The sequence below is a fragment of the Limnospira sp. genome (genome assembly GCF_051859755.1).
Taxonomy (GTDB): domain Bacteria; phylum Cyanobacteriota; class Cyanobacteriia; order Cyanobacteriales; family Microcoleaceae; genus Limnospira; species Limnospira fusiformis.
Genome location: NZ_JBIMLI010000126.1, coordinates 1 through 15,318, shown reverse-complemented (window position 1 = coordinate 15,318; position 15,318 = coordinate 1). Strand labels below are relative to the sequence as shown.

Genomic DNA, 15,318 nt, shown 5'->3' with positions numbered 1-15,318 from the left:
GGCGGCGGTCAGCCGCTTGAGTCGGTTTTCCTCTCCGCGATAAATCACGGAGCTTCCAACCCTCCCAGGAGTTTTACATGAGAAAGGGAGGCGGTCCATTTTTGTGGTCTATGGGTATAGATGTTGTTGTTGGATGATCTGACCGAGTGAGTTGACCCAAATATGGGAGGCTTCCCGAATTTGACCCTGTTTAAGTATAGCGATCGCAAAATGTCTATATTTATCAGGTCCTGTGCCTTGAATGCGTGGGACGCTGGCAGCATTAAGATATATAGTCTGATGTTCATCGACAGCTAGGGATTTCCGCAGATAGGCTTTAGTATGGCGGAGGGTGTGGTGCATATGACCAAAACCGACTAGGGGGATAGTTTTTCCATAATTGCGGGTTTGGGTAATAGCTTCGGCAAAGTCTGGGTCGCCATAGTCGCCGCCAATAGGTTTCCAGTCTTTACCACAGGGTGATTCTGGGGTATCTCCTAAACCAAATGGGCCGTTATGTCCCAAAAAAATAATCTGGTCAAATGCGGCGTTTTTAACTTGGGCTAAAATGCGATCGCTTGATTCTTGGTTGCTGTTGACACCAAAGCGGGTTTGATAAAATTCTTGATTTGTCCATTGTGGCCCCCCCCAACTAAAGGGTCGAGTACCCACAACCGTTAATCCTAACTCAGGAAAATCTCGTTTTCCATAGCCCACGTGGGCGGGTCCCAGCATATCAATTTGGGTTTGCACCCGGTCTTCCATGGTGCGATCGTAAGGACACTTTTGGCGACCCCATTCGGTCATGCTATACCAAGCATCATGGTTTCCAAACACTACCGCCTTGGGTAAATCTAAGTTAGCGATCGCCTTGACCACCTCTAGGGCTTCATTACCAAAATCACCTACAAATAGGGCTAAGTCTACCCCCAACTGTTTTAAGGCTATCTCATCTTCTGGTTCCCATTGGTCGTGGATATCTCCAATGAGGGCAATTTTGATAGTTAATTCCGGTGATGGGCTCATTGTATCTGATAGTACGTTTTTTTCTAGGATAAGTTGTTGCGACCCCAGGTTGAGATTTCTGGCTTTACTCTTTTTGGTGAATTCAACTATAATTAGGAATTAGAGAATCACAAACCAGAGGTCAACTGATGTTTGCAGCGACTTTAGACCGACAACCGACTGAATATGAGAAGCCAGAGGACTTGTTTGAGGCGATCGCCACTTTAAAGAAGGACCTTAATGCGATCGTGCTGGCCCACTATTACCAAGACCCCGATATTCAGGACATCGCTGATTATATTGGCGACTCCCTAGGACTGTCGCGCCAAGCTGCCGAAACCCATGCAGATGTTATTGTCTTTGCGGGGGTTCACTTCATGGCAGAAACCGCTAAAATTCTCAATCCAGAAAAACAGGTTTTACTCCCCGATCTTAATGCAGGATGTTCTCTAGCTGATAGTTGTCCTCCCGATGCTTTCGCTGCCTTCAAAGCTGCCCATCCTGACCATTTAGTGGTATCTTATATTAATTGCACTGCCGACATTAAGGCGATGAGTGATATCATCTGCACCAGTGCTAATGCCGTCAAAATAGTTAGCCAAATTCCCGCAGATCAGCCAATTATTTTTGCACCCGATCGCAACTTAGGGCGCTATGTCATGGCGGAAACTCAACGAGAAATGCTATTATGGGAGGGGGCTTGCATGGTGCATGAGAATTTCTCCGAAAAGAAAATTGTGCAACTACGGATTGAATATCCCGGCGCGGAAATTATTGCTCACCCCGAATGTGAACCCCCAGTTTTACGTCATGCCAATTATATAGGCTCTACCACTGCTTTATTAAAGTATGCCAAAGAAAGTGCTAATTCCACCTTTATTGTAGTGACAGAACCTGGAATTATTCACCAGATGAAAAAAGAGGCTCCCGACAAACTGTTTATTGCCGCGCCCCCCCTAAACAGTTGCGCCTGCAATGAGTGTCCCCACATGAGGCTAAATACCCTCGAAAAACTCTATTTATCTATGAAAAATAGACAGCCAGAAATCACCTTACCTAAATCTACCATAGAGGCTGCTTGGCGACCTATTCAGCGGATGTTAGAGATGAGTTAATTAATAGGGAATAGAGAATTTGACACCCCCTCTCTGTCTACCTCTGGGAGAGGGCGATCTCATGTAGGGGCGGCGTTCCGCTAGTTCCTCGACTAGCGGCGAGAAGATAAATAAACCCGGCTTCTGGGTTGGGGTAGTTCTTCCGGGGGTAGGTGGGGGCGAGAAGATAAATAAACTCAGCTTTTGGGTTAGGGTAGTTCCTGCGGGGGTAGGTGGGGGCGAGAACATGAATAAACCCGGCTTCTGGGGAGGGGGTGAGACGAAAGGTTTTTTTGTGAGTTTCGGCCAGATAGGTTAAAATTATTAAGAGATGTGAAATTTTTGCATTTCCAGATAATCTCTGTTATCCCAACTGATCAAGTATGTCTCTTCCCATTCGCAACGTTGCTATTATCGCTCACGTCGATCACGGCAAAACCACATTAGTAGATGCTCTTCTCAAACAGTCCGGTATTTTCCGGGAAGGGGAAGATGTCCCGGACTGTATTATGGACTCCAATGATATTGAACGGGAACGGGGAATCACCATTCTCTCTAAAAATACCGCCGTTCGCTACGGAGAAACACTAATTAATATTGTCGATACCCCCGGTCACGCCGACTTTGGCGGAGAAGTGGAACGGGTGCTAGGTATGGTTGATGGCTGTATACTGATTGTCGATGCTAACGAAGGCCCGATGCCTCAAACGCGCTTTGTCCTGAAAAAGGCGCTAGAAAAGGGACTCCGCCCCATTGTGGTGATTAACAAAATCGATCGCCCTCGTGCCGAACCCTATGGCGCAGTTGATAAAGTCCTAGATTTATTCTTGGAACTGGGGGCAGATGATGACCAGTGCGAGTTCCCCTATCTGTTTGCATCAGGTTTAGCAGGATACGCCAAACAGGACTTGGAAGAAGAAGGGGTAGACATGAAACCCCTATTTGACTACATTATCGACCATGTACCACCACCTGTAGGCGACCCAGAAAAACCCCTACAACTGCAAGTTACCACCCTAGACTATTCCGAATATGTAGGCCGTATCGTTATTGGTAAAATCCATAATGGAGTGATTAGAGCCGGACAACAGGCTGCTTTAGCGAAAGAAAATGGCGAGGTAGTTCGTAGCAAAATCACCAAGTTAATGGGATTTGAAGGCCTGAGCCGGATTGATTTAGAATCCTCTAGCGCCGGAAATCTGGTAGCTGTGGCTGGTTTCAGTGATGCTAATATTGGGGAAACCATCACCTGCCCTAATGAACCCCAGGCTTTACCTTTAATCCGGGTGGATGAACCGACTTTGCAAATGGCTTTCTCGGTGAATGATTCCCCGTTTGCTGGTCAAGAAGGTACTTATGTCACTTCTCGACAATTACGCGATCGCTTAATGCGAGAATTAGAAACCAACGTTGCCCTACGGGTTGAAGAAACCGACTCCCCTGATAAATTCATGGTTTCCGGTCGTGGGGAACTGCATCTAGGTATTTTAATTGAAAATATGCGTCGGGAGGGTTACGAGTTCCAAGTATCCCAACCCCAGGTAATTTACCGAGAAGTTAGCGGTCAACCCTGCGAACCCTTTGAATATCTGGTTTTAGATGTTCCAGAAGAGGCTGTAGGGAGTTGTATGGAACGCTTGGGTCAGCGCCGCGCCGAAATGCAGGATATGCGTATGGGGGGTAATGGTCGTGGCCAATTGGAATTTGTAGTTCCCGCCCGTGGTTTAGTAGGTTTCCGGGGGGAATTTATGCGGATGACCCGTGGTGAAGGGATTATGAACCACAGTTTCCTAGAATATCGTCCCATGAGTGGAGATATTGAAGCGCGACGCAATGGGGTGTTAATTTCTTTTGAAGAGGGGGTTAGCACTTTCTACGCCCTGAAAAATGCTGAGGATAGGGGTGTGTTTTTCATTACCCCGGGAACTAAGGTTTATAAAGGCATGATTGTTGGGGAACACAACCGACCCCAAGACCTGGAGTTAAATGTCTGCAAAACTAAGCAGTTGACTAACCACCGTTCTGCTACTGGGGATGAATTGGTACAATTACAGACTCCCATGGATATGAGTTTAGAACGTGCCTTAGAATATATCGGCCCTGATGAGTTGGTGGAGGTTACTCCTGAGTCCGTGCGTCTGCGTAAGGTGAGTAAAAAGTTGGTTAAACGCTAAACCTACCTAAAACTACCTTGGCGCTAGGGTTCAGCGGGCGGGTTGCTGTGGCTGTATATTAGACAATACAGCGCGCACCCGCCCCTCAATTTTTCTGAGCCGGGGACAGGGAACCGTCAGGAAATCTTAACCCCAATTTCAAGGAAGGTTATTGACATATAATAAATTGTGTTATATTTGATAAAATATGCAAATCGTTCATCTCCCCCACCCGTTAACTCAACTGGCCGTTTGTCCAGTTATTGGTTAACGTTCTGAGGAAGACGGAAGTAGGGACCCATGCCCGAAGGAACGCGCCACATTTTGACAGTTGGTTGAAGGGAGTCAGTACAATGTTTGTACCTTCTTTGGTGGCTTTTTCCGTCGCTTGCTTGGCGATTTACTTGAGTTTTCACACTTCTGAGGAGGTTGTTAAAGTTGGAGCGAGGGGGACTGCATTTGTCTGTTTATTGATCAGTCTGGTTTATGCACCTTGGTCAGTTTTGCTGGTCTTAATTGTTCCAGTATTGGCTTACCGACTGGCATAACAGAGATTGGGGTGGTTTCCTCCTGACAAATGATATGTTTCGAGAACTGAGACAGGGATTTTGACAAAATTAGCCAGTTTTTTGACTGCTAATTTTACCCTGCCCCAGTCAGCCCTTACGGGGGTCTTTTTTTTATTCTGGTAGTTTGTACTGTGCTACAATCCGTTTAGCAAAATCGGGGACGTGATTCTCTAGTTTCTCTGGGTAATTGCGTTTGACATAGAGATAGTTGCGGGTGTAGTGAGAGTCGATGGAAAAGCGGGCATATTCTAAGCCTTTGGGTCCAATGCGTTCAATAACTACCCCCATCATTTTAGCTGCCCACATGGGTATGGTGACGGCTTTATCGTAGGCGGGGATGCTCTGTTGAACGGCGGCGCGACGATCGCCCTGGGAAGATACGGGCTGAGTGTCCAGTTGGTCTTGAATCAGATCGAGCATTTCCTGTCCGCGATCGTTACGAACGACGATCCATTGCCAGCCAAAAGGAGCCCCCATATATCCTACCACTAAATCAGCAAGTGAGTTCACATAATCAAAACAACTGAGACAGGAGGGGGCAAAAATATCTTTAAGTTGGTTAGTTTTCAAGCCAAAAAATGGGACGGTTTCGGTGGAACCATCTTCGTGCTTAAAGTGGACGCGGAAATCCTGCATAAATTCATAATGGACAACGGTTTCGGGCGATCGGCTAGTAGTTTCCAAAAACTTTTGTAGACCGGCGCGGGTAACATTGTCAACGCAGGGAGTACCGAGAACATAGAGTTTTTCTAAGCCCATTTGTTTCTCAACGGCACGAAGGGCTTGAATCTGACATCCTACACCGATAACGAGTAATTTTTTCATACCCGATCGCTCTACTTCTTCCAAAACTGATAAGTTAGGGGAGAGGGTAGGCTTGTTAACCCTGGCGGCGAGAACTTCCTCCGGGGTGCGGGCGAGGATCGGCATAGGTCCAAAGCGATCCTCTTTGGTATTTTGGACACAAACCACCCCTTCGACTATACCTTGGTTAAGCATCTCACAGGCGATCGTGCTGACAATGCCTGTCCACTGTGCGCCTGGTATAGGTTCTTTTTTGCGGGCGGCCATCATATCCTGATGAACCCCAAAATACAGGTCATCTGAGTTGTCTAAATTACGGGATCTGCCGTGGGCTTGTTCTTCGAGGTTAGCGATCTGTTCGTTAAGAAAAGCACAGGCTTCCTTGACATAGTGGATATAGTAGGTATCGCAGAGACCGCATTCGCTACAGAGGGCTTTAGCGGGGCGACGGCTTCCGGGTTTAAGGGCTTTGGCTTTCTGATGCGAGTGAGGTTGCTGTAATGAAGTCATTGAAAGCGTGTTTGTTATGTGTAAGATTCAGTGGCTCAATTTTAGCATTGAGGCGACCACTTGGGGATTACCTGAGAATTTATTGTATAATTATAAGTTTTTTTTTACCCCTGGGGGCAGTAATAGGAGAATTGATGAAGGGGAGATATCCTAATCATTAAAAAGGCGATCGCCCCTCAAATGCCTATTTTTTTATTAAGGGTTTTGAACTATCAAAACGGAACACCTGAGATGATGGATCACATGATTACTAACACTACCAAGAAACAGTTCAGCCAGTTCGGAACGTCCCCTTCTTCCCATGACGACTAAATCAGGATTCCAGGATAAAGACACTTCTCTAATCCAATAACCTGCCTCACCAATTTTATACTCAGATGTAGCCCTAATCCCCTGCTGTTCACACTCATCTAAAAAAGTTTGTAGCCAACTTTTGACCTCCTCAACTTCCTTAGCCATAAGTTCTTGTTGCACCTGCGCCGCCCGTCCCAACCCCTGTCCATAAATATCCCCAGCCGAACCAAAAGCCAGGGGAGACAGTCCCACACAATGAAAAATCTTCAGTTCCGCCTGTTCTACTTTAGCGAGGTGAAATGCTTTTTGGAACACGAGCCTACTTTGGGATGACCTATCAATGGCCACCAGAATTTTAGAATATTCCATAACCCGAACCAAATACGCCTTAAATTTATGATACCCCTTTATTGACAGTATCAGAGGAAATTATCTATTTTCCTGTTATGATATAAGGTTGCACTGCAATATATGAAACGATATCAAAATGACCCAAAACTACCGCATTACCCTTCTGTCAGGTGATGGCATCGGCCCCGAAATTATGGCGGTGGCGGTGGATGTCCTCAAGGCTGTTGGTAAACAATTAGACCTAAATTTTGAATTTAAAGAAGCTCTCATGGGGGGAGTGGCTATTGATGCTACAGGGGAACCGCTACCAGAGGAATCATTACAGGCTTGTCGCGATAGTGATGCGGTGTTGCTGGCGGCGATCGGTGGCTACAAGTGGGACAATTTACCGCGTCAGCAGCGCCCAGAAACGGGACTTTTGGCACTGAGAGCAGGTTTGGGGCTATTTGCTAACCTGCGTCCGGCTACTATTTTGCCTCACTTGCTTGATGCGTCATCTCTGAAGCGGGAAGTTGTGGAAGGGGTAGATATTATGGTGGTGCGAGAGTTGACGGGGGGTATTTATTTCGGTCAACCCAAGGGTATTTTTGAGACGGAGACGGGGGAAAAACGAGGGGTCAATACGATGGCCTATGGAGAATCGGAAATAGACCGGATTGGACGGGTGGGGTTTGAAACGGCGAAAAAACGCCAGGGTCGCCTGTGTTCGGTGGATAAGGCTAATGTTCTGGATGTTTCTCAGTTATGGCGCGATCGCATTATGGCTCTGGCGGCGGACTATCCAGAGGTGGAATTGTCTCATTTATATGTGGATAATGCGGCTATGCAATTGGTGCGCTGGCCGAAACAGTTTGATACTATTGTGACTGGTAATTTGTTTGGGGATATCCTCTCAGACGCGGCGGCTATGCTAACGGGAAGTATTGGGATGCTACCTTCGGCGAGTTTGGGTGCTTCTGGTCCTGGGGTGTTTGAGCCTGTACACGGTTCGGCTCCAGATATCGCGGGACAGGATAAGGCGAACCCGTTGGCTCAGGTATTGAGTGCTGCTATGATGTTGCGTTATGGTTTGGATGAACCGGCAGCGAGCGATCGCCTTGAGAAAGCGGTGTTAAAGGTTCTGGATTGGGGATACCGCACGGGGGATATTATGTCTGAGGGTATGAAGGCGGTAGGCTGTCGGGAAATGGGGGATATGTTATTAAAGGCTGTGTCTGAACAGGGTTGATGACAATTCCCTGATCATGCGATCGCTTCCGGTTAGCTTAATTCTGGGGTTAATTTTGGGGAGGCGATCGCTATTTTCATAAGGTTATGAGATTTTGAAGAATGCTCAAAGGTCGAACTCCCCTTGCTTAAAGTTAACCAGTTTCTGTTTTTCGGCACTTTTCAGCACTTCATAACTGAGCCGAATATTTAATCTCTGTCGCTTCTCCACAATATCCTTAACGGTAACAATCTGAATCTTATCACAACTATCAGTTATGTATTGGCTGCGATAAAATCCCGCAGATTTTGCGGTTGTTAGCATTTCTTTAGTAGGTTCTTGGAGGGTGATAAAAATCGCAAGACTAGCATTTTGTAGGGTCATGGTTCCGATTAAGTCCCGAATGTCTCCTGATTTGACTTTTCCTGATTTGACTTGGAAAATCATTTTTTCCGGTGTCTGTTGATCGCCTTGAAATAAAACGACTCCATCAACTCCTTGGTCTGCGCCTTTTTTGTGGTTAATTAATGCTCGGTTATTTGTATATGTTAAAACCGCCCATTTTTCAAATTCTTTCCTAGTGCGATCGTCCGCTTTGTTGGCTAATTCTATGGCGCTTTCCATGTCTTTGGGTATACCATGCCGTTTGATGGTCTCTAATACTCCCTTACCAAAGCTATCTTCTAATCTTTTTAAGATTAAGCTAATACTTTGATAGGTAATATCAATTCCTATCCATTTTCGGTTAAATTTTTCGCACACTGCAACTGTTGTACCACAGCCACAATAAGCATCTAATACTATATCACCCTCATTAGAACTGGCTTTGATTATTCTTTCTAATAATGCTTCTGGTTTTTGTGTGGGATAACCTAAACGCTCTCTTGCTGATGGTGCTATAGGTTGTATTTCCCACCAATCATCAGGTTGTTTACCTAATGGATTTAAAGATTGTTGACCAAAATCTTTTTTACCTCTTTTATTCCCAATATAGTGACTAAATCTCTTCTTGGTAGTTTCAGCGTATTCTTCTCTGACACTATCTAAATTAAATGTAAATTCTTTACCTTTAGAATAACGAAATATTAAATCATGACGACGACCAAAATCTTTTTTGGGATAACCAGCACCACGATAACACCAAATAATTTCATTTAAGAAATTGCCACCCTGAGAACAAAAAACCGCATCTAACACTAACTTTAAATAATGGCTGGCGGTTGGATCGCAGTGTAGGTAAAAGCTCCCGGTAGGTTTTAAAACTCGGTGAATTTCGGTTATTCTTAAAGTCATACTAACTAAATAAGCTAGTAAACTTCCTTTACCCAATACATTCTCTAACCCAGTGATTAAATAAACAGCTTGCTCAGTGAATAAACCATTATAATTGGTGCTGATTTCCTCAAAGCCGTGCATAGCACGATTGTCCCATTCCCAGGTGTCAATAAATGCTTGAGCTTGTGCTTTGTCTTCCGAACCAATATTATTATAAATTTGATTATAATTTCGCTTAGAATTAAAAGGCGGATCGATATAACATAAGTCAACCGAATCATCTTTGATGTAGCGTCTCAAAACCTCTAAGTTGTCACCGTAATAAAGATAATTAGCCATGATTTTTCACCAAAGTGGTTGGGTTGAACTTGTTAAATCTCCACTTTGTCTAATTACGACAATGCCACAAACTTTAGGTATTTGGCTATACTTAAAAATCAGATAATGACGTAAGTTTTGTGAATAAATATTAACTAAATGACGTAAAATGACGTAAAATGACGTAAAATGACGGGCATCAACTAAGGTATAATGGCTAAATCGATTAGCCTGTTTAAGTTCAATGGATGTAACAGAAGTTTTACAATTGGCAGATCATCTAGTGTTTCAGCAAACAGAAAAGCACTTAGACGACTCTCAGCAAACTGTGATTAAGGGAGTATGGGAAGGTAAAACCTATGATCAAATTGCCGATTTATCTCATTTGAGTGAGCGTTATGTTAGAGATATTGGTTATAAATTATGGCAAATATTGTCTGAAGCATTAGGTGAGGATATCAAAAAAAATAACTTTCGCTCAACCTTTGAACGGTGAGAATTTAACTCATCACAATTCATTCATATTAATACCATAGAAAGTAGTCATAATTTGCAATTTTATTCATCTCCTAGTCAACCCCCAAATAGGGAGCAACGACACGAGGATATATTCCAGAAAATCGATTTAAGTTTAGCGCCTGAAATTATTGGTTTTTCCAGACGAGAAACGGAATTAAAGATGCTGGAAAATTGGTTATTAAATAAGGGAAAGAGTCGTTTAATTTCGGTGTTAGGAGTATCTGGTATTGGGAAAACTACTCTAGTTAAAAGATTTGTAGATCAGCACTTAGATAGATTTGAAGTAATAATTTGGAGGAACTTAAAATTTCCAGAATCGTTGACATCGCTAGTTAATGATTTATTGAAAGTTAGCGAAAAAGAACCAAAAGGAACTGTGAGCGATCGCCTTAAACAACTATTAGGTTTCTTCACGGAAAAGCACTGTTTAATCATCCTGGACGATGTACAAAATCTGTTTACGAGAGGCGCATTAGTCGGACAATACGAAAGAGACTATCAAGATTATCAAAACTTTTTCCGGGCGATCGCCGACTTAGAACATCAGAGTAATGTTATATTAATCAGTCGAGAGAAATGTCGAGAGATGGAGTGTTTAGATGAGCAATTATATCCGATAAAATCTTTAGAGTTATCCGGTTTAGAGGATGTAGAAATCCTGAGAACTATGGGAGGAGGACTGCTGAAGGATGAGGATAATTGGTTAAAGTTAATCCAATTATATCAGGGAAATCCTGGTTATTTGAAACAGATTGCTTTTATCATCCACAACATTTTTGATGGTCATGTCGCTGATTTTTTAGCCGAGAATAGCTTGATAATCACCCCAGAAATGCAGTTTGGTTTTCAGCAGCTATTTGAGCGACTCTCACCCATAGAACAGCAACTTATATTAGAGTTGAGCCAGTTAGATAAACCTGTAACTAGAGAAGATTTAACCGAGAGTTTACAGTTATCATCAATGGACTTAATTAACGGGTTACAGTCCTTACAGCAGCGATATATAGTTACGAAAATTCGAGAAAATCGGCTGTTGTTTAAGGTGTGTCCGGTATTGAGGGAGTATCTGATCCGTTGTCAAAAGTGATAGGAATTGGTAGAATGGATTGGTATAGTGATGTGGCTAAAGAGAGCGATCGCAGTTATTCGGGGTGGTTGAGGTATATATGGCAGTGATTTCTTTAAAAATCTCCGAGGATAGATTCGAGGCGGTCGAGATCGCATCTTTGGGTAAAATCGACCTTTGATTTAACTCCGAAATAAAAAATTCGCAGATAGGGATATAGACTGAAGGTTTATTGGTCTCTTTTGACTTCTTCAGTTTTTCCTTCATCGCCAAAGCCAAAAAATTGCTCGAAAGTTCTTGATAATTCAGCTTTTGCAGGCGAACATAGTCCAGATAAGCATTCGCTGCCAAGTCGTTCGCATTTTCATAGGGGAGAAAATACCTCTCGACCCAATTTAATTAGATGGGGTAAACGTCTGGTTGCATTAACTCCAGCACCGGAATTATGGCGATAGGTTGGATTTGACCAAATGCCCTTGATGCGATCGCAGACTCGATCTTTGTGAAGGGGATTTTTATAATGATACCCTATTCCGAGGGCAATTACTTCATAGGCAGACAATAAAAACCCACCCAGAAATCTATCATCTTCGAGTTTATATCGCTTAAAGCTATTATCGCCCATCGTTTCATGCAAGATCTTAAAAGTCACATCAAAGGCTGTTTCTATATCGCCAAAATTCCAATTATTATCGATGGTTTTATCTCGCATTTCCTTAGTCAATAAATCACTGACATCACCTTTCATGTTTTCAAGATTTTCATCATCCCGGTCAAACAGAAGCATGAAACGCAATACTAATTCCATATCATACTGTTCTTCATAGAGGCGATCGCTCAAAGCAATACAGTTTTTGAAGGTATCCCTTTCCGCAAGCGATCGCATCACATTATATAGATTTTTATCTAACATTAATGCCATGCAATTCCTCACTTCTTGAGGCGTAGCGATCGACCCCCTTGTGTTGAGTCGCTGAAATAACTCATATTTGATAATTCTATCACTTTCTGGCAAAACAATATTTACCGTAATTTTCGCTCTCTTAATCAACAAACGCTGTGTCGGAGTCAGAGAATTTTCCTGGTCGTCCGGATCATCCCATTTTTTGCCCTTTAATGAAGGCAAGTACATGGTAGAATCCAAAATATAGAAATCGGTATCTTTATCTTGATGTTTGTCTCTCAAAATGCCGACAAATTCATAGATAGTTGAAAGTCTTTGTAAACCATCAATCACCTCCCACACACCGTCATTTCCTTGACTGACAAAAATTGGCGGAATCGGTATTCCCAAAACTATCGATTCTATAAATGATGATTTTTGGTAGTTTGACCACCTAAAATAACGTTGAAAATCCGGGCGAATTTCGATTTCTTTATGCTCATATAGACTCATCAACTCACCGATTGACATTGAGTAGCTGTCCGTTTTGATATTTCGTCTGTGTTTATCGATTTCTTGTTGTAATGACATGGGGGGATAAGTAGCAAATTTTAAAAGAGATTATAACCCATTATAACAGCATATAATCGATGGTGTAAAAACCATCCCATGGCGCGATCGCTCCATTGATCTGCGAGTTCGTCTCATTCCACCCAGTATCTATAAATCACTCCTCCCCAATTCCCTTTTTTTTCGCCAACCATCCCCCCTTGTCCAGATATTTGGGAAATGGGAACCCCCCCACCACTGGGAAATGTCTATCCGAGCATTTGACACTCCCCGACAAAAAAGCAAAAGCAAGATGTTCTCACTTTTGCTGAACTTGTAATAATTTAGGGATTAGGGGATAATAGACGAATTACCCCTAGTTTGATTGTAGTTTACCTTGGGGACTGTTTACGTTTCCGGGGTGCGATCGCCGCCTCAGCCGGAAAACCAACCCTAGCGATCACCTGATTTTGACGTTCTTGTTCAAGGACTTTGAGTTCCGTATAGTCAACCCAGTGAATGCAATCAACCGGACAAGTATCGATCGCCTCTTGAATGACATCTTCCGAATCTCCATCCTGGCGAAACACTCGCGATCGGCCATGGTCTGGCTCAATATAGAATGTGTTTCTAGCCACATGAGCGCAATGCTTGCAACCAATACAAGTAGGCTCATCAACATAAACCCCTTTTTGGCGCAGTGTACCCCCCAACTCTGGCTCAAACCCAGAACGCTCAGGTGCATCCCGCAAGAACCCACCCAATTCCGGTTCTAACCCCGAACGTTCTGAGTGAGACTGTTGTGATGATGCAGACAATTGAGACATTAAGCACTCCAGCGTTGAACAACTAAGCGGATCGATCCATCTTGATTATTGTGCTGTTCGGAAACTTGGAAACCTTGGGCCGTACTCGCGGTAACCACAGTGTGGAAAGCATAACGTTGAGTAACTTTTCTCAGGAAATGATCAACGGGGGTAGCTTGTTGCCAAAATTGCAAATCTGCCACCAGTTCATATTCCTGACCATTCCAAGCGAAGCCGATATCATAACCATTCTCTTGTTGGATAACCACTTCCGCCGCCAGAGTTTGACCACGATAACCTCGAACCTCGCGGGGTCCAGGCTTCCAGTCAATACCTAAATCAGTCAAAGCAGCTTTTAAAGAGGTGATATTCCGAATTTGGGTTTTGATTTGGCTAAAGTGTGACATAGTTGGTAAATTGTGAATGAATTGCTTGAACGGTATAGATAGAATTTACCAGTTACTCAAACCCACTTGAGCAGTGGCATTCTGAGACTGGTGATTCCCTTGGGCGAAATATTCAGAAGTTGTCTCCTGATTTAATACCACCCCTAACTCAGCTTCGATCGCCGCCGTAACCTCAGCACAGGACGCACCAACAATTCCGGTGACTCGTTCCTGAACTCGGCCGTCGGGATGGATGATAAACTCTAGGGTTTCCATAGCTTAAATCGACTGCACAAAGTGGTCTAATACAATACCGATACCAGAGAAGATCTCTGATATAGGCAGGCTGTCAGCTAAATCAGATGGTTCTGACTGCACTGTTCAGACATCAGGGGTAATCAGTTGGACAAAAACCCCTGAGAACTTGACAAAAGTTATCAATGCCTGAAGCAGTAGGTTCATTATATGTTAAGTTTCGCGTAGATGCTCCGAACCGTCAAGGCATGGTACTATTGACCCGATAACATCTACTTCCGGCTCTCTGTATTTCCCCTCTGAGCCTGGGTAGGAGACGGCTGGCAGGGATTGGTCAGCTTTGCTGCTATCCTTAGTTGAGAGTTGAGTGAACTCACCAGACCAAAGGACTCGTTAGATCTATGAATGTACAACAAGCAACTGGTAAGCTGAAGCATATCAATCTCAAGTCTCGCCTGATTGCTGGCGGTTTGGGGTTATTGGTGGCTATTTCTATTCCCCTGATTGGTCACGAAACCTTGGCTCGTACCCGCAGTAAAAGCGATTACGAACAGCGACTTTTTGATGCCGCTTTGGGATTTACTCTCTATTTTGAGGGTGGCTTTAGTGACCATCCGGCAGATATTGGCGGCCGCACCTATAGGGGTATTCTCCAAACTGAGTATAATGCCTATCGTGCCAGCAGGGGTTTACCTCCCTTGGATGTGCTACAAATGTCTGATGCGGAAATGCTGGAAATTTATGATGGCTATTGGAGAGGTAGCGGCGCTCCCGCCATGCACCCGGCTTTAGCGATCGTCATGTTTGACACAGCCGTTAACTTTGGCATTCATAATTCCATTACTTTTTTACAACAAGCCCTGGGGTTGCCACAAACGGGGGTATTTGATGCCGAAACTCGCGCCGCTCTCGCACAGGGTAACAATAAGTTTACCGCTCTCCAAATTGTTAATGAGCGCATCCTGTATCGTTATAAGCGGGTTCAGGAAAAGCCCAGTCAAATGGCTTTCTTTCATGGTTGGCTCAGTCGTGATTATAGTCTCTGGGGATATGTTAGCCAGATTCAAAATTAATTGATATTCCGGGATTGATCACAGAGCATGATTTAATCTCAAATTAGGTTAATATTTTAGGGCAATATGGTATAATAAGCGAGAAGGGTTGAGGATAAACCTATTGCCAGATATGTCAAACCCAAGGAAGCGGCCCAAATCCTTCGAGTCCATGAAAGAACACTCCGCAGATGGGACGACAATGGCTCAATCGAGACCATCAGAACCCCCGCTGGGCAACGA

Annotated in this window: 17 protein-coding genes and 1 riboswitch; of the genes, 8 read left to right on the top strand and 9 right to left on the bottom strand. The window is 43.9% G+C overall.

All coding sequences use genetic code 11. The features are described 5' to 3' along the window. Positions 1 to 108 precede the first annotated feature (108 nt). On the bottom strand, positions 109 to 1,005 hold the full coding sequence (locus ACTIE0_RS18575; protein ID WP_006624380.1) for a TIGR04168 family protein: 897 nt from the start codon (positions 1,003 to 1,005) through the stop codon (positions 109 to 111). A 128-nt stretch (positions 1,006 to 1,133) separates the two neighbouring features. Between ACTIE0_RS18575 and nadA the strand changes: the two genes are divergently transcribed. From nadA to ACTIE0_RS18560, 3 genes are all read left to right on the top strand, one after another. Further along, entirely contained in the window at positions 1,134 to 2,099 is a 966-nt protein-coding gene (gene nadA, locus ACTIE0_RS18570; RefSeq protein WP_006624381.1) for a quinolinate synthase NadA, read from the top strand. Positions 2,100 to 2,461: 362 nt separating this feature from the next. Further along, positions 2,462 to 4,252 carry a translational GTPase TypA gene (gene typA, locus ACTIE0_RS18565; protein ID WP_006624382.1) on the top strand — a complete coding sequence of 597 codons (1,791 nt, stop codon included), beginning with the start codon at positions 2,462 to 2,464 and terminating at the stop codon, positions 4,250 to 4,252. Between the two features lie 193 nt (positions 4,253 to 4,445). Then, positions 4,446 to 4,550: riboswitch (Glutamine riboswitch) on the top strand. Between the two features lie 34 nt (positions 4,551 to 4,584). Beyond that, a complete protein-coding gene (locus tag ACTIE0_RS18560; protein ID WP_006624383.1) occupies positions 4,585 to 4,779 on the top strand; it encodes a hypothetical protein in 195 nt (64 codons plus the stop codon). Between the two features lie 132 nt (positions 4,780 to 4,911). Here ACTIE0_RS18560 and ACTIE0_RS18555 read toward each other — a convergent pair whose 3' ends face one another. Continuing rightward, positions 4,912 to 6,114 carry a Coenzyme F420 hydrogenase/dehydrogenase, beta subunit C-terminal domain gene (locus ACTIE0_RS18555; protein WP_006668682.1) on the bottom strand — a complete coding sequence of 401 codons (1,203 nt, stop codon included), beginning with the start codon at positions 6,112 to 6,114 and terminating at the stop codon, positions 4,912 to 4,914. 195 nt (positions 6,115 to 6,309) lie between these two features. Then, positions 6,310 to 6,777 (bottom strand): universal stress protein, encoded by a 468-nt coding sequence (locus ACTIE0_RS18550; protein WP_006624387.1) that lies wholly within the window; start codon positions 6,775 to 6,777, stop codon positions 6,310 to 6,312. Between the two features lie 118 nt (positions 6,778 to 6,895). Between ACTIE0_RS18550 and leuB the strand changes: the two genes are divergently transcribed. Next, positions 6,896 to 7,987, top strand: coding sequence for a 3-isopropylmalate dehydrogenase (leuB, locus tag ACTIE0_RS18545; protein ID WP_006624388.1), 1,092 nt, complete (start codon positions 6,896 to 6,898; stop codon positions 7,985 to 7,987). 105 nt (positions 7,988 to 8,092) lie between these two features. On the opposite strand, the gene ACTIE0_RS18540 is transcribed toward leuB, so the two are convergent. After that, positions 8,093 to 9,580 carry a DNA methyltransferase gene (locus ACTIE0_RS18540; RefSeq protein ID WP_006668683.1) on the bottom strand — a complete coding sequence of 496 codons (1,488 nt, stop codon included), beginning with the start codon at positions 9,578 to 9,580 and terminating at the stop codon, positions 8,093 to 8,095. Positions 9,581 to 9,803: 223 nt separating this feature from the next. Here ACTIE0_RS18540 and ACTIE0_RS18535 point away from each other — a divergent pair, with 223 nt between their 5' ends. Both ACTIE0_RS18535 and ACTIE0_RS18530 read left to right on the top strand, forming a co-directional pair. Then, on the top strand, positions 9,804 to 10,055 hold the full coding sequence (locus tag ACTIE0_RS18535; protein ID WP_006624390.1) for a helix-turn-helix domain-containing protein: 252 nt from the start codon (positions 9,804 to 9,806) through the stop codon (positions 10,053 to 10,055). A 54-nt stretch (positions 10,056 to 10,109) separates the two neighbouring features. Then, on the top strand, positions 10,110 to 11,165 hold the full coding sequence (locus ACTIE0_RS18530) for an NB-ARC domain-containing protein (RefSeq protein WP_006668684.1): 1,056 nt from the start codon (positions 10,110 to 10,112) through the stop codon (positions 11,163 to 11,165). A gap of 36 nt (positions 11,166 to 11,201) precedes the next feature. Here ACTIE0_RS18530 and ACTIE0_RS18525 read toward each other — a convergent pair whose 3' ends face one another. From ACTIE0_RS18525 to ACTIE0_RS18505, 5 genes are all read right to left on the bottom strand, one after another. Beyond that, complete coding sequence (locus tag ACTIE0_RS18525) at positions 11,202 to 11,495, bottom strand: MAE_28990/MAE_18760 family HEPN-like nuclease (RefSeq protein ID WP_039932539.1); 294 nt, start codon at positions 11,493 to 11,495, stop codon at positions 11,202 to 11,204. Between the two features lie 13 nt (positions 11,496 to 11,508). After that, the gene (locus ACTIE0_RS18520) at positions 11,509 to 12,618 is read right to left on the bottom strand and encodes a DUF262 domain-containing protein (RefSeq protein ID WP_006668685.1); all 1,110 of its coding nucleotides are present in this window, start codon (positions 12,616 to 12,618) and stop codon (positions 11,509 to 11,511) included. Between the two features lie 350 nt (positions 12,619 to 12,968). After that, positions 12,969 to 13,403 carry a ferredoxin gene (locus tag ACTIE0_RS18515; protein WP_006624397.1) on the bottom strand — a complete coding sequence of 145 codons (435 nt, stop codon included), beginning with the start codon at positions 13,401 to 13,403 and terminating at the stop codon, positions 12,969 to 12,971. Continuing rightward, a complete protein-coding gene (locus ACTIE0_RS18510) occupies positions 13,403 to 13,789 on the bottom strand; it encodes a DUF1257 domain-containing protein (protein WP_006624398.1) in 387 nt (128 codons plus the stop codon). The genes ACTIE0_RS18515 and ACTIE0_RS18510 overlap by 1 nt, the downstream gene beginning before the upstream one ends. A gap of 45 nt (positions 13,790 to 13,834) precedes the next feature. After that, on the bottom strand, positions 13,835 to 14,044 hold the full coding sequence (locus ACTIE0_RS18505; protein ID WP_006617668.1) for a DUF2997 domain-containing protein: 210 nt from the start codon (positions 14,042 to 14,044) through the stop codon (positions 13,835 to 13,837). A 380-nt stretch (positions 14,045 to 14,424) separates the two neighbouring features. Between ACTIE0_RS18505 and ACTIE0_RS18500 the strand changes: the two genes are divergently transcribed. Next, the gene (locus tag ACTIE0_RS18500; RefSeq protein WP_006624399.1) at positions 14,425 to 15,096 is read left to right on the top strand and encodes a glycoside hydrolase family 108 protein; all 672 of its coding nucleotides are present in this window, start codon (positions 14,425 to 14,427) and stop codon (positions 15,094 to 15,096) included. Positions 15,097 to 15,198: 102 nt separating this feature from the next. After that, positions 15,199 to 15,318 (top strand): MerR family DNA-binding transcriptional regulator (locus ACTIE0_RS18495; RefSeq protein ID WP_439516952.1); only part of this gene is annotated, 120 nt, incomplete at its 3' end.

Excerpts from the sequence above, each read along its gene's own strand:
- ACTIE0_RS18575 (WP_006624380.1), bottom strand. The coding sequence starts at position 1,005 with ATGAGCCCATCACCGGAATTAACTATCAAAATTGCCCTCATTGGAGAT.
- nadA (WP_006624381.1), top strand. The coding sequence starts at position 1,134 with ATGTTTGCAGCGACTTTAGACCGACAACCGACTGAATATGAGAAGCCA.
- typA (WP_006624382.1), top strand. The coding sequence starts at position 2,462 with ATGTCTCTTCCCATTCGCAACGTTGCTATTATCGCTCACGTCGATCAC.
- ACTIE0_RS18560 (WP_006624383.1), top strand. The coding sequence starts at position 4,585 with ATGTTTGTACCTTCTTTGGTGGCTTTTTCCGTCGCTTGCTTGGCGATT.
- ACTIE0_RS18555 (WP_006668682.1), bottom strand. The coding sequence starts at position 6,114 with ATGACTTCATTACAGCAACCTCACTCGCATCAGAAAGCCAAAGCCCTT.
- ACTIE0_RS18550 (WP_006624387.1), bottom strand. The coding sequence starts at position 6,777 with ATGGAATATTCTAAAATTCTGGTGGCCATTGATAGGTCATCCCAAAGT.
- leuB (WP_006624388.1), top strand. The coding sequence starts at position 6,896 with ATGACCCAAAACTACCGCATTACCCTTCTGTCAGGTGATGGCATCGGC.
- ACTIE0_RS18540 (WP_006668683.1), bottom strand. The coding sequence starts at position 9,580 with ATGGCTAATTATCTTTATTACGGTGACAACTTAGAGGTTTTGAGACGC.
- ACTIE0_RS18535 (WP_006624390.1), top strand. The coding sequence starts at position 9,804 with ATGGATGTAACAGAAGTTTTACAATTGGCAGATCATCTAGTGTTTCAG.
- ACTIE0_RS18520 (WP_006668685.1), bottom strand. The coding sequence starts at position 12,618 with ATGTCATTACAACAAGAAATCGATAAACACAGACGAAATATCAAAACG.
- ACTIE0_RS18515 (WP_006624397.1), bottom strand. The coding sequence starts at position 13,403 with ATGTCTCAATTGTCTGCATCATCACAACAGTCTCACTCAGAACGTTCG.
- ACTIE0_RS18510 (WP_006624398.1), bottom strand. The coding sequence starts at position 13,789 with ATGTCACACTTTAGCCAAATCAAAACCCAAATTCGGAATATCACCTCT.
- ACTIE0_RS18505 (WP_006617668.1), bottom strand. The coding sequence starts at position 14,044 with ATGGAAACCCTAGAGTTTATCATCCATCCCGACGGCCGAGTTCAGGAA.
- ACTIE0_RS18500 (WP_006624399.1), top strand. The coding sequence starts at position 14,425 with ATGAATGTACAACAAGCAACTGGTAAGCTGAAGCATATCAATCTCAAG.